The sequence below is a fragment of the Streptomyces sp. BE303 genome (genome assembly GCF_036290945.1).
GTDB lineage: Bacteria > Actinomycetota > Actinomycetes > Streptomycetales > Streptomycetaceae > Kitasatospora.
In genome coordinates this window covers 43,666-61,348 of the sequence record NZ_JAQYWZ010000654.1, presented here as the reverse complement: position 1 = coordinate 61,348, position 17,683 = coordinate 43,666, and the positions used below count along the sequence as shown (strand labels likewise).

14 protein-coding genes are annotated in these 17,683 nt (G+C 73.3%); 7 read left to right on the top strand and 7 right to left on the bottom strand.

All coding sequences use genetic code 11. The features are described from left to right. From PUR56_RS15580 to PUR56_RS15570, 3 genes are all read left to right on the top strand, one after another. Positions 1 to 373, top strand: a 373-nt coding sequence (locus PUR56_RS15580; RefSeq protein WP_329949352.1) for a PhoH family protein, incomplete at its 5' end; no start/stop codon positions are given. A 446-nt stretch (positions 374 to 819) separates the two neighbouring features. Beyond that, positions 820 to 1,593, top strand: a complete 774-nt coding sequence (locus PUR56_RS15575) for a transglycosylase SLT domain-containing protein (RefSeq protein WP_329949351.1) — start codon at positions 820 to 822, stop codon at positions 1,591 to 1,593. Between the two features lie 526 nt (positions 1,594 to 2,119). Continuing rightward, positions 2,120 to 3,523: an AI-2E family transporter gene (locus PUR56_RS15570; protein WP_329949350.1), complete on the top strand. Its 1,404-nt coding sequence runs from the start codon at positions 2,120 to 2,122 to the stop codon at positions 3,521 to 3,523. 87 nt (positions 3,524 to 3,610) lie between these two features. Here PUR56_RS15570 and PUR56_RS15565 read toward each other — a convergent pair whose 3' ends face one another. After that, the gene (locus PUR56_RS15565; RefSeq protein WP_329876167.1) at positions 3,611 to 4,153 is read right to left on the bottom strand and encodes an alkyl hydroperoxide reductase; all 543 of its coding nucleotides are present in this window, start codon (positions 4,151 to 4,153) and stop codon (positions 3,611 to 3,613) included. A gap of 3 nt (positions 4,154 to 4,156) precedes the next feature. Continuing rightward, the gene (locus PUR56_RS15560) at positions 4,157 to 4,708 is read right to left on the bottom strand and encodes a peroxiredoxin (protein WP_030397082.1); all 552 of its coding nucleotides are present in this window, start codon (positions 4,706 to 4,708) and stop codon (positions 4,157 to 4,159) included. Between the two features lie 192 nt (positions 4,709 to 4,900). Here PUR56_RS15560 and PUR56_RS15555 point away from each other — a divergent pair, with 192 nt between their 5' ends. Next, on the top strand, positions 4,901 to 5,851 hold the full coding sequence (locus tag PUR56_RS15555; RefSeq protein ID WP_329949349.1) for a LysR substrate-binding domain-containing protein: 951 nt from the start codon (positions 4,901 to 4,903) through the stop codon (positions 5,849 to 5,851). A 46-nt stretch (positions 5,852 to 5,897) separates the two neighbouring features. On the opposite strand, the gene PUR56_RS15550 is transcribed toward PUR56_RS15555, so the two are convergent. After that, entirely contained in the window at positions 5,898 to 6,524 is a 627-nt protein-coding gene (locus PUR56_RS15550) for a TetR/AcrR family transcriptional regulator (RefSeq protein WP_329876176.1), read from the bottom strand. Positions 6,525 to 6,681: 157 nt separating this feature from the next. On the opposite strand from PUR56_RS15550, the gene PUR56_RS15545 reads away from it, so the two are divergent. After that, entirely contained in the window at positions 6,682 to 8,940 is a 2,259-nt protein-coding gene (locus tag PUR56_RS15545; RefSeq protein ID WP_329949348.1) for an MMPL family transporter, read from the top strand. 99 nt (positions 8,941 to 9,039) lie between these two features. Here the strand turns inward: PUR56_RS15545 and PUR56_RS15540 are convergent, their stop codons facing one another. The 3 genes from PUR56_RS15540 to PUR56_RS15530 all read right to left on the bottom strand — a co-directional run bounded on the left by PUR56_RS15540 (position 9,040) and on the right by PUR56_RS15530 (position 15,506). Further along, the gene (locus tag PUR56_RS15540; protein WP_329949347.1) at positions 9,040 to 10,944 is read right to left on the bottom strand and encodes an ATP-binding SpoIIE family protein phosphatase; all 1,905 of its coding nucleotides are present in this window, start codon (positions 10,942 to 10,944) and stop codon (positions 9,040 to 9,042) included. Positions 10,945 to 11,157: 213 nt separating this feature from the next. After that, positions 11,158 to 11,925, bottom strand: a complete 768-nt coding sequence (locus tag PUR56_RS15535; RefSeq protein ID WP_329949346.1) for a class I SAM-dependent methyltransferase — start codon at positions 11,923 to 11,925, stop codon at positions 11,158 to 11,160. Positions 11,926 to 12,527: 602 nt separating this feature from the next. Beyond that, a complete protein-coding gene (locus tag PUR56_RS15530) occupies positions 12,528 to 15,506 on the bottom strand; it encodes an AfsR/SARP family transcriptional regulator (RefSeq protein WP_329949345.1) in 2,979 nt (992 codons plus the stop codon). A gap of 197 nt (positions 15,507 to 15,703) precedes the next feature. Here PUR56_RS15530 and PUR56_RS15525 point away from each other — a divergent pair, with 197 nt between their 5' ends. Continuing rightward, positions 15,704 to 15,991 (top strand): hypothetical protein, encoded by a 288-nt coding sequence (locus PUR56_RS15525; RefSeq protein ID WP_329949344.1) that lies wholly within the window; start codon positions 15,704 to 15,706, stop codon positions 15,989 to 15,991. Positions 15,992 to 16,257: 266 nt separating this feature from the next. On the opposite strand, the gene PUR56_RS15520 is transcribed toward PUR56_RS15525, so the two are convergent. Then, a complete protein-coding gene (locus PUR56_RS15520) occupies positions 16,258 to 16,689 on the bottom strand; it encodes a hypothetical protein (protein ID WP_329949343.1) in 432 nt (143 codons plus the stop codon). Between the two features lie 213 nt (positions 16,690 to 16,902). Between PUR56_RS15520 and PUR56_RS15515 the strand changes: the two genes are divergently transcribed. Further along, positions 16,903 to 17,661: a GntR family transcriptional regulator gene (locus tag PUR56_RS15515; RefSeq protein WP_329876190.1), complete on the top strand. Its 759-nt coding sequence runs from the start codon at positions 16,903 to 16,905 to the stop codon at positions 17,659 to 17,661. Positions 17,662 to 17,683 lie beyond the last annotated feature (22 nt).

Sequence of the window (17,683 nt, the reverse complement as noted above, 5' to 3'; positions counted from 1 at the left end):
CACGCTCTCGGCCGTCACCACCCCGGACGTGATCGAGGAGATCATCTCCCGGGGGATGCTGGAGGTCCTGCCGCTGACCCACATCCGGGGGCGTTCCCTGCACGACGCCTTCGTGATCGTGGACGAGGCGCAGTCGCTGGAGCGCAACGTCCTGCTCACCGTGCTCTCCCGGATCGGCCAGGGCTCGCGGGTGGTCCTCACCCACGACGTCGCGCAGCGCGACAATCTCCGGGTCGGCCGCCACGACGGCGTCGTCGCCGTGGTGGAGAAGCTGAAGGGCCATCCGCTCTTCGCCCACATCACGCTGACCCGGTCGGAGCGTTCGCCGATCGCGGCCCTGGTGACCGAGATGCTGGAGGACATCCACCCCTGATCGGGGTGATCCGGTCATAGCGGGACAAAAAGGTCAATTCGCGGCGCGAGACCCGCTCCTGACGGAGCGGGTCTCGTCCCTTTCATCACATCGAGTGCTTTCTGTCCGGAGAACTCCGGCACGGTGAATGTGACATCCGCCACGCAACAGGGAATTGCGTCGACAGTGCCCCTTGCGGCATGGTGAGGGTTCTGTCAGGCCCCGCGTACGGCATGGCATGGCTTCCGGACGCCCGGAAGTCCGGCCCGGACGGTCCACCAACTCCGGTCAGTGGACGCACAATTGAACACCGATGAGCCGTACGCCGCCCGATCTCAACGCCCGGTCGCCTCACGTCGGCCGGACGCCGGGTCAGTACCTCCCGTGACCAGCACGTCCGGAGGGCAGCGCCAAGGGGCATGTTGCGCCCGTACGGTCACGCGTGGGCGATGCTGGAAGGAAACCATGTGACTCGGATCTCGGTCCGGGGAGTTGCTGTCGCCTCCGCCACCGCCGTCACCGCTGTTGGTGCCGTCGTGGGCATGGCCTCGGGCAGCGAGGGCAAGACGACGCAGACGGTCGATGTCGCCGGTGCGACCCTGCTTGCCGAAGTCCCCTCTGGCGCCCAGGCGCAGACCATCAGCGACAACATCGGCACGCAGGCAACCGCCCAGCAGGCCGCCGCCGACGCCGCCGCCAAGGCAGCCGCCGAGCAGAAGGCCGCCGAGGAGGCCGCGCGCCAGCAGGCCGCGGCCGACGCCCAGGCCAAGGCCGACGCCCAGGCCAAGGCCGAGGCGCAGGCCAAGGAGGCCCAGGCCAAGGCCGACGCGGAGAAGGCCGCCAAGGCGGCCGAGGAGAAGCGGAAGGCCGACGAGGCCGCCGCCAACCGCTCCAAGTCGCGCTCGGCGATGGCTGCCACCGACAACGCGGCTCCGCCGGTCTCGGTCAGCCCCGGCTCCGTCCAGGAGCTCGCCCAGCAGATCGTCGGCAACGACGCCCAGTTCCAGTGCTTCAGCCAGATCGTGAAGCGCGAGTCCGGCTGGAACTACACCGCCACCAACAAGAGCTCCGGCGCGTACGGCCTGGTCCAGGCGCTGCCCGGGACGAAGATGGCCTCGGCGGGCGCCGACTGGCGCACCAACCCGGCCACGCAGATCAAGTGGGGCCTCAGCTACATGAACAGCCGCTACGGCAGCCCCTGTGGCGCCTGGTCGTTCTGGCAGTCGCACCACTGGTACTAGGCCCACCGGCCGAGTACCGGGTCCACCGGCTTCACCACGGCCCCCGGCCGCGCGGACAGCGCGACCGGGGGCCGTGCCGCGTCGTCCGCGAACCGCTGCGAACCGTGAACCGCCGGGCCCTACCCGGGGGCGATCCGGACCGGGCGCCCGGCCCCGGCGCGAGCGGGCCGCGCCGCCCGGGCTGCGCTGACCAGTGCGCCCACGGGCGGTGCGGTCCTGGGTGCGGACGCGGGGCGCGGAGAGGGGTCCTGGTAGCTCTCCGCACCGGCCGGTCCGCCGACAGTTGGCTCCGGTCCCGACCGACTCCTCCCCGCTGCCCGACGCCTGAAACCACCCGAACTGCGTGGTTTCGCCCCGGTATCCCCACTCCGGCCGTGGCCCGTTCTCCGCCGGTGGGTACGAAGAACCCGCCCGCCCGGCGGACTCGGCGCGCCCCGGCCGGGTAGCGTCATCCCTGACGGCCGTGGCGGGACCCACGGCGTCCCGCCGGACACGGCGGGTCCGGCGGGGAGAAGTGGTAACGAGCATGGCGCGGGGCGGAAAGGCTTTCAAGGCCGTGGCCAAGGGCATGGCCGTGGTGGCGAGCGCGGCCGCCGTGATCGAGCGGCGCCGACGGGCCGCGATGGCGGCCGACTTCCACGAATCCCTGCTCCTGGCGGCGCCCGCCGCCGCGGAGCTCCCGGCGCCGTTGCCGGCTCCCCGGGAGGAGGCGGCGCCTGTCGCTGCCGCCGCCGCACCGGCCGCCGCGGTCCCGCCGGCCGCGTCCGGCGGGTCCGGTGGGTCCCACGGACACTTCGGGCGGCCCGCCACCCCCGCCGAGGCGGTGCCGTGGAGCCTGCGGGTGGCCGCCGAGTCCACCTGGCGGCTGCTGCTGCTCGGTGCCGCGCTGTACGTCGTCTTCTACATCGTCGACATGCTGCGGCTGGTCGCCTTCGCGGTGCTCGCCTCGCTGCTGATCTCCGCGTTGCTGGAGCCCACCGTCTCCTGGCTGCGCCGGCACGGCGTCCCGCGCTCGCTGGCCGCCGGTGGGGTGTTCATGAGCGGCCTGGCCGGAATCGGCCTGGTCGGCTGGTTCGTGGTCTGGCAGGTGACCACCAACCTGGAGACCGTCACCAGCAAGGTCAAGGCGGGCGTCGACCAGCTCCGGGACTGGCTGATCACCGGGCCGTTGCACCTGACCGAGCAGCAGATCACCGACTTCGCCAACCAGATCACCAAGGCGATCAGCACCAACACCGAGCAGATCACCTCGGCCAGCCTGACCGGCGCGCAGATCGCCGTCGAGGTGCTGACCGCCGTGCTGCTGGCCTTCTTCACCACCTTCTTCTTCCTCTACGACGGCGAGCGGATCTGGAACTGGGCGCTGCGGGGCCTGCCCCGGCACTCCCGGTACGCGATGGCCGGGGCCGGGCCGAAGGCCTGGGCGACGCTCACCGCCTACGTGCGCGGCACCGTCTGCGTGGCCTTCATCGACGCGGTCTGCATCGGCATCGGCATCCAGCTGCTCGGGGTGCCGATGGCGCTGCCGCTCGCCGTGATCATCTTCCTGGGCGCCTTCGTCCCGCTGGTGGGTGCGCTGGTCACCGGGACCGTCGCGGTGCTGATCGCCCTGGTCACCACCACGCCGTGGACCGCGCTGATGGTGCTGGTGGTGCTGATCGCCGTCCAGCAGCTGGAGGGACACATCCTCCAGCCGCTCATCCTCGGCCGGGCGGTCCGCGTCCACCCGCTCGGCGTGGTGCTGGGGGTGGCCGCCGGCTCCATCATCGGCGGCATCGGCGGTGCGATCGTCGCCGTCCCGCTGATCGCGGTCACCAACACCGTGGTCACCCACCTTCGCCGCCGCAACGAGGCGGGCCAGGCGGTCTTCACCGCCCTGGAGGCCGCCCGCGAGGCCGCGACCCGAGCCCCGGCACCACCGGCGTCGTAGTCGCCGCCCTCCCGGTACGCGAACGGGCCCCCGGGCGGACGCGGTGTCCGGCGCGGGGGCCCGTTCGGGGGTGGTGCGGGTGCGTCGTCAGGCGTTGACGGTCGCGAGCGCGGCCTCGGCGTCGAGGACGCCGGCGACGGCCTGGAGCACGGCGGCGATCTTCATCGAGGCCTGGATGACGTCGCGGTCGACGCCGGCCTTGCGGAGGACGCCCTCGTGCGAGTCGAGGCACTGGCCGCAGCCGTTGATCGCGGAGACCGCGAAGCACCAGAGCTCGAAGTCGACCTTCTCGACGCCCGGGGTGCCGATGATGTTCATCCGCAGACCGGCCCGCATGCTGCTGTACTCCTTGTCGGAGAGCAGGTGCAGCGTCCGGTAGTAGACGTTGTTCATCCCCATGATCGCGGCCGCGCCCTTGGCGGCGGTGTACGCCTCCGGGGAGAGGTTGGCCTTGGCCTCGGGCTCCAGCTCACGCAGCACGGCGGCGCTGCGGGTGGCCATCGCGCAGGAGAGCACGGTGCCCCAGAGCTGCTGGGCGGGGAGGTCGGAGTTGCCGATGACCGAGCCCAGGTTGAGCTTGAGGTCCTTGGCGTAGTCCGGGAGGGCGGACTTCAGGTCGTCGAGGGCCATGGGTCAGCCGGCCAGCAGGGCCTGGGCGTCGAGGGTGTCCTCGCCCTTGGTCCAGTTGCACGGGCACAGCTCGTCGGTCTGCAGGGCGTCCAGCACCCGCAGGACCTCCTTGGGGTTACGGCCGACGGAGCCGGCGGTCACCATGACGAACTGGATCTCGTTGTTCGGGTCCACGATGAAGACGGCGCGCTGGGCGGTGCCGTCCGCGGCCTCGACGCCGCAGGCGCGCATGAGGTCGTGCTTGACGTCGGCCAGCATCGGGAACGGCAGGTCGCGGAGGTCCTTGTGGTCCTTGCGCCAGGCGTGGTGGACGAACTCCGAGTCGCCGGAGACGCCGAGGATCTGGGCGTCGCGGTCGGCGAACTCGTCGTTCAGCTTGCCGAACGCGGCGATCTCGGTCGGACAGACGAAGGTGAAGTCCATCGGCCAGAAGAACACGATCTTCCACTTGCCCTCGTAGGACTTGTGGTTGATCTCGGCGAAGGCGTTCGCGGCGTCCAGGTCGACGCAGGCGTTGAGTTCGAACTCGGGGAACTTGTCACCGATCGTGAGCACGTTCGCTTCTCCTGAAGTGAGACTGAGGGGGGTTTGTCCGTTTTGCGGAACGGTCTCTACCATTCCACATCGTGGACTGATCAGGGAAATAGCTACACTCGATGTGTCTGATCGGAGAGAGTTATCAATACCCCCAAGCCCCCCTCCCGCCCCACGGGGCGCAGGGCTCCCGCCCGCAAACCCGAGGGCGCTGTGGCGAGTGCCACATCCCGCGCCCCCCGCACACCGACGGTCGCCCAGCTCAGGGCCTTCGTCGCGGTGGCCGAGCACCGGCACTTCCGGGAGGCCGCGGCGGCCACCGGGACCAGTCAGCCGGCGCTGTCCGCGGCGGTCGCGGCGTTGGAGGAGTCGCTGGGCGCGCAGCTGATCGAGCGTACGACGCGGAAGGTGATTATCACCCAGCTGGGGGAGCGCGTGCTCGAACACTCGCGCCGGGTGCTCGCCTCCCTGCAGGGGCTGACCGAGGAGGTGGAGGCCGCCCGCCGCCCGTTCACCGGGCCGCTGCACCTGGGCGTCATCCCGACCGTCGCGCCGTACCTGCTCCCGCCGGTGCTGCGGCTGGTCCGGGACCGCTACCCGGACCTGGAGCTGCACGTCCACGAGGAACGGACGTCGTCGCTGCTGGAGGGCCTGGCCGCCGGGCGGCTGGACGTGCTGCTGCTGGCGCTGCCGGCCGGCGGGGCCGCGCCGACCCGGGACATCCCGCTGTTCGACGAGGACTTCGTCCTGGTCACCCCGGCCGACCACGAGCTGGCCGGCCGGGTCGACGTGCCGCGCGACGTCCTGCTCGACCTGGACGTCCTGCTGCTGGAGGAGGGGCACTGCCTGCGCGACCAGGCCCTCGACATCTGCCGCGAGGTCGGCGCGGACCCGGCCGGCGCCACCACCAGGGCGGCCGGCCTCTCCACCCTGGTCCAGCTGGTCGCCGGCGGCCTCGGGGTGACCCTGCTGCCCGCCACGGCGCTGGACGTCGAGACGAGCCGCACCGACCGGTTGGCCGCCGTGCGCTTCGCCGCCCCGGCGCCGGGGCGGCGGATCGGGCTCGCCACCAGGCCGGGCTCGGCCCGCAGCGCCGAGTACGACCGGTTCGCCGTCTCGCTGCGCGAGGTGCTGGCCGAGCTGCCGGTCCGCCTGGTGCTCTGATGCTCCGAGGGGGCCGCGGATCGCGAGCCGGCCCGTCGGGCGCCCGTCAGGGCAGGCGGGCCGGTGCTCCCAGGCAGAGTCCGATCGTGGTGGCGATCAGCAGGTCGAGGGTGTGCAGCGCCACGGCGTCCGGCCGCTCGCCGGCCCGGCGCAGCACCATGTAGCGGTCGGTCAGCCCGTTGAAGCCGACCAGGAACAGGACCGCGATCTCGTCGGCGGGCACGGCCAGGGTCTGGCCGTGCGCCTCGGCGAGCGCGGTGAGCAGTTCGGCGGCGGTGCTCTCGATCTCGTGCTGGACCGCGCGCATGATCTCCTGGAGATCCGGGTCGCGCAGTGACAGCGCCGTGAACTCGGTGATCAGCGCGCACCGCCCGCCCTCGGCGACGGCGCTCTCCCAGAGTGCGTAGACCATGGTCCGCACCTGCTCGCCGAACGACCCGTCGCCGGGGGAGGCGGCGCGGACCTGGTGGATGAACTCCGCGGTCAGCTCCTCGACGACGGAGCGGTAGAGGTCCTTCTTGGTGCCGAAGGTGTAGTGCACCGTCGCCTGCGCCACGCCCAGCTCGGCCGCGATCGCCCGGGTGCTGCCGGCGGCGATCCCCTCCCGGGCCATCAGGTCGATGGCGGCCTGGATCAGTTGGGGGCGCCTTTCGGAGGCGGGGACATGTGCCATTGGGCCAGGGTATCGCCATGTTCAGGCAACCTGATCGGACGAATGCGTCACAGGTTCGCGTCGGGCGACTTTGTCGCCCGACAAACTTGCGCGTACGGTGGTCCGAGACCTGTTCAGGCAGCCGCCTGCCTCGACCGACCCGATCGAAGGTGCCCGCATGGCCACGTACCTGTACCGCCTGGGCCGACTCTGCTTCCGCCGAAGGCGCACCGTGCTCGCCGTCTGGCTGGCCCTGCTGATCGCCGTCGGCGGCGCCGCGGGGGCGTTCGCGGGCAAGACCAGCGACGAGTTCAAGGTCCCCGGGACCGAGGCGCAGGCCACCCTGGACCGGATCACCGACACCTTCCCCGAGCAGGGCCACGGCTCCGCCCAGGTGGTCTTCGCCACCGACGGCGCCGGCGGCGTCGCGGCCCCGGACACCGCCAGGGCCGTCGGCGAGGCGGTCGGCCGGATCGCCGACGTCCCCGGCGTCTCGGCCGCGCCCGACCCGTACGCCACCGGTGCGCTCTCCCCGGACGGCCGGGTCGCGCTCGCCCTGGTCTCCTTCGACCGCGAGCTCGGCGACATCACCGACCAGCAGCGCGACGCGGTCAGGGAGGCCGCCGAGCCGGCCCGCGCGGCCGGGCTGACCGTGGCCTTCGGCGGCGACGCGTACAACCGGATGGCACAGGTCGAGGGCGGCGAGGCGGTCGGTCTGGCGGTGGCCGGACTGGTCCTGGTGATGACCCTGGGCTCGCTGGTCGCGGCCGGGCTGCCGCTGGTCACCGCCCTGGTCGGGGTCGGGGTCGCACTCGCCGGGCTGCTGACGCTGGCCGGCTCGTTCGAGATCATCTCCACCGCGCCGGTGCTGGCCCTGATGGTCGGCCTCGCGGTCGGCATCGACTACGCCCTGTTCATCGTCTCCCGGCACCGGCGCCATCTCGCCGAGGGGCTGGAGCCGGACGAGGCCGCCGCCCGCGCCAACGCGACCGCCGGCAGCGCGGTGGTCTTCGCCGGCCTGACCGTCGTCGTCGCGCTGGCCGGGCTGGCCGTCGCCGGCGTGCCCTTCCTCACCGTGATGGGCCTCGCCGCCTCCGGCGCCGTGGTGGTCGCGGTACTGGTCGCGATCACCCTGCTGCCCGCGCTGCTCGGCTTCGCCGGGCGTGCCATCGACCGGCTGCCGGTCTGGCGGCGCGCGCTCCGGGCCCCCGACCGGACCACGCTCGGCGAGCGCTGGGCGGAACTGGTGGTCCGCCGCCCGCTGGTCGTCCTGCTCACCGGACTGACCGCCCTGGTCGCCCTCGCGGTGCCCGCCGCGAGCCTCACCCTCGGCCTGCCGGGCGGTGGCTCCCAGGCCAGGGGCACCGACGCCCGCACGGCCTACGACCTGATCGACCGAAGCTTCGGGCCCGGCTTCAACGCGCCGCTGGTGGTCGTCGTGGACACCGGGGGCGCCGGCCGGCCGGACGCCGCCGTGCAGGGCGTCGCCGAGAAGCTCTCCGGCCTGGACGGCGTCCGGACCCTGCTGCCGCCGGCCGTCGACGAGCCGAGCGGCACCACCCTGCTCACCGTCATCCCGAAGACCGGCCCGGACCACGCGGACACCCGGGACCTGGTCACCGAGATCCGCGACCAGCGGGACGGCCTCAAGGCCGCGACCGGGGCCCGGATCGACGTCACCGGCACCACGGCCGCCAACATCGACGTCTCCGCCAAGCTGACCGACGCGCTCCCGCCGTTCGTCGCCGTGATCGCGGGCATCGCGATGGTGCTGCTGGCGCTGGCCTTCCGTTCCGTCCTGGTGCCGCTCAAGGCGGTGGCCGGCTTCCTGCTCTCCATCACCGCCTCGCTCGGCGCCGTCGTCGCCGTCTACCAGTGGGGCTGGCTGGACGGCGTGATCGACGTGCCGAAGGTCGGCCCGGTGGTGAGCTTCGTGCCGATCCTGCTGATCGGCGTGCTGTTCGGGCTGGCGATGGACTACGAGCTGTTCCTGGTCTCCGGGATGAAGGAGCACCACGTGCACGGCACGGCCCCGCAGGAGGCCGTGGTGGCCGGGGTGAAGAACGGGGCCCGGGTGGTCACCGCCGCCGCGCTGATCATGATCGCGGTCTTCGGGTCCTTCGTCTTCGGCCACGACCCGATCGTCCAGCCGATCGGCTTCGCGCTCGCCGTGGGCGTGCTGGTGGACGCCTTCGTGGTGCGGATGGCCCTGGTGCCGGCCGCGATGGCGCTGTTCGGCAAGGCCGCGTGGTGGTTCCCGAAGAGCCTGGAGAAGGTGGTGCCGCGGGTGGACATGGAGGGTGAGCAGCTGCTGGCCCGACTGGAGAAGCCCGCGAACGGCGGTGCGAACGGCGACGTCGGCGACGTCGGTGACGAGAACGGCGGTGCGGCCGGCGGTGCGGCCGACGACGCCGGCAGGCCGGCCGCGCGGGTCTGATCGCCCGGCGCACGGGCCCGACGGGTCCGGACGGCCCGTGCGCGCGCGGCTCCCGGCGTACCCGGCCGGGAGTCGCCGCGGCGGCCGGACGGCCCCGGGCTACGGCAGTCGCTGCTCGAACCAGACGACCTTGCCGGTGCCCAGGCGGGTGGCACCCCAGCGCTCCGCGCACCGGGCCACTATCTGCAGTCCCCGTCCGCGCTCGTCCTCCGGCCCGGTCCGGCGCGGCCGGGGCAGCAGCGGGCTGTCGTCCCCGACCTCGCAGCGCAGCCGGGACGTGCGGACCAGGCTCAGCGTGATCGGGCGGGTCGCGTGCTGGACGGCGTTGGTGACCAGCTCGCTGACCATCAGCTCGGTCGCCTCGGTGAGCTTCTCCAGACCCCAGCGGCGCAGGGTGTGCGCGACCAGCCGGCGGGCCCGCCCAGGTGTCTCGTTGCGCGGCTGGAGGTACCAGTGCGCGACGTCCCCGGCCGGGATGCCGTCGAAGCAGGCGGCCAGCAGGGCGATGTCGTCCCCGCGGTCGCCCGGCGGCAGGATGCGCAACGCCTCCTGGCAGAGGTTCTCGGGCGTGTGCCGGTGGGCGTTGGCGAGCCGGGCCCGGAGCAGTTCCAGTCCGTCGCTGAGGGGCCGGCTGCGGGTCTCCACCAGGCCGTCGGTGAACAGCAGCAGGGCCGAGCCGGGCGGCGCGGGGAGTTCGACGGAGGAGAAGTCGACACCGCCGACGCCGATCGGCGCACCCGACTCCAGGTCGAGGAGTTCGGCCGTCCCGTCCGGCTGGACGAGCACCGGCGGCACGTGGCCGGCGTTGGCGAGCACCACCCGGTTGGCGATCGGGTCGTACACCGCGTAGACGCAGGTGGCCAGGTGCTGTTCGCGGCCGAGCCGTTGGGCCTGTTCGTCCAGGTGGTACAGCACCTCGTGCGGCGGCAGGTCGAGCGCGGCCAGGGTCTGGGCGCTGGTGCGGAGCTGGCCCATGATGGCGGCCGAGGTGAGCGAGTGGCCCATCACGTCGCCGACGATCAGCGCCACCCGGTTGCCGGGCAGCGGCACGGCGTCGTACCAGTCGCCGCCGACCTGGGCGCCCCGCTCGCCGGGCAGGTAGCGCTGGGCGAGCCGGACGCCGTGCGGCTGGGGGAGGCGCAACGGCAGCATGCTGCGCTGGAGCTCGTTGGCTATCTCCCATTCGCGGGCGTACCGGAGCGCGGTGTCGACGGCCAGCCCGGCCTGGGTGGCGAGGTGGGCGGCGGTCGCGGTGTCGGCGGCGTCGAAGGAGGGCCGGCCGGTCCGTTCGGGAGGCCGGCGGATGAGCACCAGCAGGCCGAGCACGGCCTTCCGTCCGCGCAGCGGCAGGGCGAGGACGGACGTCCCGGGGCCGAGCCGGGAGAGACCGCGCGCGCCGTACAGCTCGCGCAGCAGCTCGGTGGTGCGGGCGCTGCCGGAGTCGTCGGTCGCGCCGAGGACGACCGGCTCGGCCGGGCGGCGGCTGAGCAGGGTGTGGGCGAGCGCGCCGCCGCGGGTGACCGGGGTGGCCGGCCCGGTGTCGGCGGTGGAGCGGGCGCCGTACCGGCTGCCGTAGTGCGAGCCGTACCGGGAGTCGCGGCGGTCGTCGCCGGCCGGGCGGCCGCGGCGGCCCAGCCGGGTGCCGTGGCTGTGGTGGATCCGCAGCTGCTCCGGGAAGCCGGGTTCGCGCTCGACGTTGGGCAGCGGGTCGCGCAGGTGGACGACGGCGGCGTCGGCGAGGGTCGGCACGAGGACGCGGCAGACGTTGCGCAGGGTCGCGGCCAGGTCGAGCGCGCTGTTGATCCGCCGGGTCGCGGAGTCGAGGTAGGCCAGGCGCTCGGCGACCCGGTCGTGGCCGTCCGATCCGGTCCCGGGGCCCGCCTCCGGCCCGGTCCCCGCCTCCGGCGCGGGTCCGGTCCCCGGATCCGGCTGGGCCGGCGGCGACCGGCGCGGGCTGGGCAGGGCAGGCGGCTGTCCGGCCTCGGATTTGAGCTGGTCGCGCACGGGTGCCTGTCCTGGGATCGGTTCGGTCTGTTGGTCTGTCTGTGGTGTGACGCTTCCGGGGTGTCCCGGTTCCGGGCCGCAGGTCCTCGGCCCTCGTTCATCCTCGTCGTTCGCGGCCGGTCCGCCGGTTCCCGTCCCGCCCGTCTCCTGTCCCGCCCGTCTCCCGCGCCGCCCCGACCGCGCCCGTCCCGACCTGCCGGCCCCGACCGCGTGTCAGCCGACCCGCCGACAGCAGAGGAACAACTGCTCCTCCGGCGGCAGCGAGGTGCTGGCGGGTGCGTACGGGTGCCCCACCTGCTCCTCGACGGCGAAGCCGGACGCCACCAGGACCCGTTCGAGATCCTCCCGCAGGTATCCGCTGATCCGTAGCTCGCGCCCCAGGAACGGCAGCGGAACGTGGTCCAGGTCGGCCTCGACCATACCGAGCGCGAGGACCCCGCCGGGACGCAGCAGGGTGCGCAGCCGGGTCAGCACGGTGGGGATCTCGTCCTGGGGGAGGAGGATCAGGGAGAAGAAGGCGGTGACGGCGTCGAACGTGCCCTGCCCGCGGGGGCCGAGCTCCGGTGCGTTCCAGGCCCGGTCGGCGCGGTCGGTCGCCAGGTCGTACATGTCGATGCGGTGGAGGACCGGCGGGTGCGGCCCCGGGAAGCGCGACTCCCGGGCCAGGGCCAGCATGACGTCCGACAGGTCCGTTCCGGTGACCCGCATGCCGGCCGCGCCCAGCTGCCGGACGGTCGGTTCGCCGCTGCCGCAGCCGACGTCCAGGACGGCGGCACCCGGTTCGAGCCGGGCCAGCAGGCGGGCGCCGCAGGCCAGCTGGCCGTCCTTCGCGGGGAACGCCTCGCCGTAGCCGGAGCCGATGGTGTCGAAGGCGACAGCCTGCAGGGCGCGTTCGGCACGACGGCGCAGGACGTCGGGCCCGCCGTCGCCGTCCGCGTCCCCGTCGACGGGGAACGGATCGGATATCTGTCCGGTCGTCACGATTGAGAGGCACCTTTCCACCCGGGCCTCCGGTCGGCTGGACGAGGCGCGAGGCCGGGCTGCCGTCCTCCCGGCGCCCGCGCTGCCCCGCCGGCCTGCTGCCGGTGGCGGTACGTCACGCTCCCCGCGTCACACTGTCACGTTGACTGCCCTCTGACACTTTGCACAGACTCTTTGCACAGGGACACTCTGCACCGTGGGAGCGTCGCCGCGCTGCCTTTTCCGGATGCTCCACCGGAGAAGTGCACTCGTGTGTGTACTGGCATCCGAGAATATGCGTGATCACTCCGCCATGGGGTCCGTTTTCGGCCAACTCGTGGTGGTTGGCCGGAGCTGCCCCCCGCCCCGGGAGCGCAGGGTCGCGGGCCGGGGTGGTGCGGTGCGACCCCGCGCGCCGGGCAGTTCGGCCGTACGACCGCGCCGACCTGGGACTTCGTCGATCCGTGAGCGGACTTCCGGGCGTTTATCGAACGTCAATCGGTCCGGTGCACAGTGGTGTCAGCGCCGGGGAAGCGTTGAAGGCGCTCCCGCAGCCGGGGGGCTGCGGGAGCGCCGAACGCCTACGGGAAGGTCTCCAGGGGGGCGATCGGGGGATTGGAGACCTACGGCGCGGGGGGAGAGAGGGGCTCGGTGTGCTGCTGGGAGATGAGGTCCGCCACGGGGGAGGCCTCGGGCACACCGAGCCGCGTGAAGACGGCGTGGGCCTCCCGCAGGCACGCCAGTCCACGGGCGGGCTGGGCGAGGCCGAGCAGCGCCCCGCCCAGCGCGGCGTTGGCGAGGCCCTGGCAGTAGGCGGAGTCCATCTCGTGCCCGATGGCGAGGGACTCCTCCGCCGTCTCGGCCGCCTCGGCCTGCTGGCCGGCGGCGAGGAGGGACGAGGAGAGGCGGGCGAGGGTGTAGCCCTCGCGCAGCCGGTTCTGCTGGGACTGGTAGAGCCGGTGCGACTCGCGCAGGTGCTCGGCGGCGGTGGCCGGGTCGTCGGCGGAGGAGAGGACGACACCGAGTTGGTACAGCGTGTCGGCCAGGCAGGGGCCGTTCTTGGACGCGCGGGCGGTGCCGACGGCGTCCGTGACGGAGCGGACGGCCGTTTCGAGCATGCCGAGACCGAGCTGGGCCCGGGCCATGTTGCCGAGCAGCCGGGCCTCGCCGATCGGTGCGCCGACCACGCGGCTGATGGCGAGCGCCAGTTCGAAGAACGGCAGCGCCTCGGCGGGCCGGTTGGCCAGGCTGAGGATGATCCCCAGGTCGTTGGCGGCGGCGGAGCGCAGGACGGTCATGTCCTCGGCGTCCTGGAGGTCCAGGCTCTTGCGCAGGGACTGCTCGGCGCTCTGGAAGTCGTTGGTGATCGACTGCAGCGTGCCGAAGGCGAAGTGCACCCGGGCGAGGGCGGCGGAGTCCGCGTGCGAGGTGGCGTTCCGGTCGGCGGCTTCCAGCATGTGGCGCACCCGGGAGCCGTGCGTGGGGTCCTCGACCAGGCTGTTCAGGACGATCAGCAGGTCGACGGCGGGTCGCAGCAGTTCGCTCGGTCCCTGGACGGCGGCCTCGACCGAGCTGAGCAGCAGGGCGGTCTCGGTCCGCAGCCACTCCTGGGCGAAGTCGCTGGTGATCAGCGGGATGCCGATCGACGCGGGCGGGTTCAGCGGTTCGGGCAGCTGGTCGTCGGGCTCGACGGCCTGCGCCGCGTTGCGGACGGTCGCGAGCAGCAGGTCGAGCAGGCGCCGGAGGGCGGCCTGCTGCTCCCCGGTGTCGTCCGCCCGCTCGTTCTGCCGCTGTGCGTACAGCCGGAGCAGGTCGTGGTACCGGTAGCGGCCCGGCGAGAAGGTCTCCAGCATGTTGGCCTCGACGAGGGCCTCGGCGAGGTCCTCCGCCTCGGTCTCCTCGACGCCGAGCAGCGCCGTCACCGCCGCCAGCGGCAGGTCGGGCGAGTCCACGACCGAGAGCAGCCGGAAGGCGCGGGCCTCGGCGGCGGACAGTTGCCCGTAGCCGAGGCCGATGGTGGTTTCCACGGCGAGGTTGCCCAGTTGGAGTTCGTCCAGGCGGCGCCGTTGGTCGGCTAAGCGGCGGGCGAGGTCCGAGACGCTCCACCGGGGCCGGCTGGCGAGCCGGGCGGCGGCGATGCGGACGGCGAGCGGAAGGAATCCGCAGGCGGTCACGACCGCCATGGCCGCGTCGGGTTCGGCGGCGACGCGCTGGTCGCCGACGATCGCGGAGAAGAGCGCCAGCGCCTCCTCGGGCGTCAGCTCCTCGACGTCCACGAGGTGCGCGCCGGGGATGCCGGCCAGCCGGGAACGGCTGGTGGCGAGCACGGCGCACCCGGAGACGCCCGGGATGAGCGGTCGGATCTGCTCGGCGTCCTGGGCGTTGTCGAGCAGGATCAGCATCCGCCGGCTGGCGAGCAGCGACCGGTAGAGGGCCGCGCGCTGCTCCAGCGAGTCGGGGTTCTCGGTGACGCCGAGGGCGTGCAGGAAGTCGCCGAGCACCACGGCCGGATCGGCGGGCGAGGCGCCCGCGCCCCGGAGGTCGACGTACAGCTGCCCGTCCGGGAACTCGGCGCGGACCCGGTGGGCGACGTGCACGGCGAGGGTGGTCTTGCCGACGCCGCCGATGCCGGCCAGCGAGGTGACGACCACGGCCTGGCCGGTGGCGTTCATGAGGACGGTGGAGAGGTCGGCGACCATCTCCGAGCGTCCGCTGAAGTCGGAGACGTCCGCCGGCAGTTGGGCCGGGGCGGGTTGTGCGGCCGGGCCGTCCTCGCGGGCGGCGGGCACGGGTGCGGTGACGGCCGGCAGGGTCAGCGCCGGGTCGGCCGCGAGGATGCGGGCGTGCATCGCGGAGAGCCCCGAGCCCGGCTCGACGCCGAGTTCGTCGATCAGCAGCTTGCGGGTGTCGGTGTAGACGCCGAGCGCCTCGGCCTGCCGTCCGCACCGGTAGAGAGCGAGCATCAGCAGTTCGCGCAGCCGCTCCCGGAGCGGGTGTTCGGCGGTGAGCGAGTTCAACTCGCCGACCACCTCGGCGTGCAGGCCGATGTCGAGCGCGATCGTGCACCGGTCCTCGGCGACGGCGATCTGCCGCTCGGCGAGCCGGAGCCGCTGCGCGTCCGCGTACGGGCCGGGGACGCCGGTGAGCGGGCGGCCGGCGAACAGGCCGAGCGCGCGGACCAGGAGGTGGTGGGCCTTGTCGAGGTCGCCGCCGGCGCGGGCGGTCGCGGCCTCGGTGGCGAGCTGCTCGAAGACGGTCAGGTCGAGGGCCCGGCCCGGGATGTGCAGGGCGTAGCCGTCGGCGATCGAGATCAGCAGCTCGGCGGGCGCGCGCACTTCGCGGCGGGGCTCGATGACCGTGCGCAGCCGGGACACGTAGGTCCGCAGCGCCGCGATGGCCTGGGCCGGCGGCCGGTCGCCCCAGAGGCCGTCCACCAGGTCCTGGGTGGTGACCGGGCGTCCGGCGTGCAGCAGGAGGGTGGTGAGGACGGCCTGTTGCTGGGGAGAGCCGAGTGCGAGCTGCTTGCCGTCGAGCCAGGCCTGGACCGGACCGAGTACCTGGAAGCGCAGCGCCGGTGCAGGCGGCGTCTCCCGAAACTCCATGAAGTCCCCCGATGGCCTGGTGTCGATGATCCCGGTAGGGCGCTCGGCGGTCCGCCGTTGTGTGGTGGCTTCAGCTTAGGCGGAGGGCCGACTCTGCCGGACGGCACGGTAAGCCGCACGATGTTTATCGGACATTTAATCAACCCTACGATACTGACCGCGGGCCCGCGCCAAGCCGGTGGGGCAGAAGACATGTGATGACCGAAAGGCAGCCGCCCATGGCCAACAACCAGAGCGATACCCCCGCGCCGACGACGCCGGCCGAGGACGCCGTCTCCGTGGAGGCGGGCGAGGCCGTCGAGGGCGCGGTGGCCGCGACCTCGAACCCGGCCGAGTACACCGAGCCGACCGCCGCGCAGAAGGCGGACCTGGAGGACGACCTCTTCGGCGACGAGGCCGCGTACGTGGTGGAGCCCGACGCTTCGGCCGACGGCGTGCACGGCACGGACCGCGAGCCGCAGGGCATCATCTCCAGCCACCCGTAGGCGCGGACGCTCCGCACCCGCCGCTCACCAGGGGGGAACCCGTGTGAACAGGCTCCGTCGCCTCGCGGTCGTCGCCGTCTCGACGATCGTGGTGACCACCGGCTGTGTCGTGACGGCCGCCGGCGCCTCCGCCGGCATCATCACCGGTCACCCGTAGCCCACCAGCACCCGAGTGCCCCACCCCGCAGGACGGGGTGGGGCACTCGCCGTCCCGCCCGTGACCGCTCCGGCCCGGCCGGCGCGGGTGCCGGGCCGGCCGGTGGAGGTCACCAGCCGCCCGCGGCGGCGGCCGAGGCGCCCGGCCCCGTCCGGCGCTCCGGCGGGCGCCCGCGGTCGGGTTCGGGGGCGTGTCTGCCGGTGCCCCGTGGCCGGATCTCGCCGTCCGTCCTGCCGGTCCGTTCGGCCTGCCGCCCGATCCGGCCCCGGACCGCCGGTCCGGTGTCCCCGGCCCCGGTACCGCAGGGTCGTTCGTGTCCGGCGGCCCCGAGCGCTCCGAGCGCCGCGAGGGACGCCCCGGCGCCGGCCGGGCCGATGTGTCCGGGGTCGGCGGTCCACTCGCAGCCGCCGTCCGGTGGGCGGAGATAGTGCTCCCCGCCGATGGTGTCCATGTAGATGCCGGTGCGTCCGGTCCTGGTGTCGAGGACGAGTTCACCCACTCGCGGCCGGTAGGCCGCGGCGTTGCGCTTACGGGTGCTCACCGCAGTGCTCCTTGCTCCGGTGCGGGCGCGGCGCCGGTGCGGCCGCCCCTGGTCGCTGTCGTGGCTTGGCTCGGTTCGGCTCTGCTCGGCGACTACCCAGCATCTCTAGAGAAGCTAATATCTCTAGAGATGTCAACGGCCTGACCGGTCCGATCGGCTTACCGGAGGCCGCGAACGCGCCTACGATTTCCGGCGAGGACGAGGGAGCAGGCGATGGCCGGCAGCAGTGGCGACAAACAGCCCAAGTACCAACGGATCGCCGACACCCTGAAGGCGGCCATCGACGCGGGCGAGTACCGCGCCGGCGACCGGCTACCGGGCGAGAACGACCTCATGGACGCGTACAGCGTGGCCCGGATGACGGCCCGTCAGGCGCTCGGCGTCCTGCAGAGCGAGGGCATCGTGGAGGCGCGCAGGGGCTCGGGGGTGTTCGTCCGGGACTTCCGGCCGCTGCGGCGGCGCGGGATCCAAAGGCTCGCGCAGGGGCAGTGGGGGTCCGGCCGCTCGATATGGTCGGCGGACATCGACCGGCGGAACCTGGTCGTCGACCAGGTCTCGGTCACCGAGCAGGGGGCGCCGGACCACGTGGCGCGGGTGCTGGGCGTCGACCCGGGTGCGCCGATGTGCGTGCGGCACCGGCGGTTCGTCCTGGACGGCAAGCCGGTGCTGCTGTCGACGTCCTACCTGCCGGCCGGCCTGGTCGCGGGGACGGCGATCACCCGCGAGGACACCGGCCCGGGCGGCACGTACGCGCGGCTGGCGGAGATCGGGGCCAAGCCGGTGCACTTCCGCGAGGAGGTCCGGTCCCGGATGCCCGGCGCGGAGGAGACCGCGCGGCTGGAGCTGTCGGCGGGCACCCCGGTGATCCTCATCTGCCGGACGGCCTTCGCCGACGAGGGCCAGGTCGTCGAGCTGAACGAGATGATCCTCGACGCCGCGTCCTACGTGCTGGAGTACGACTTCGACGCGTGACCCCGGCGGCCCCGGCGGCGGT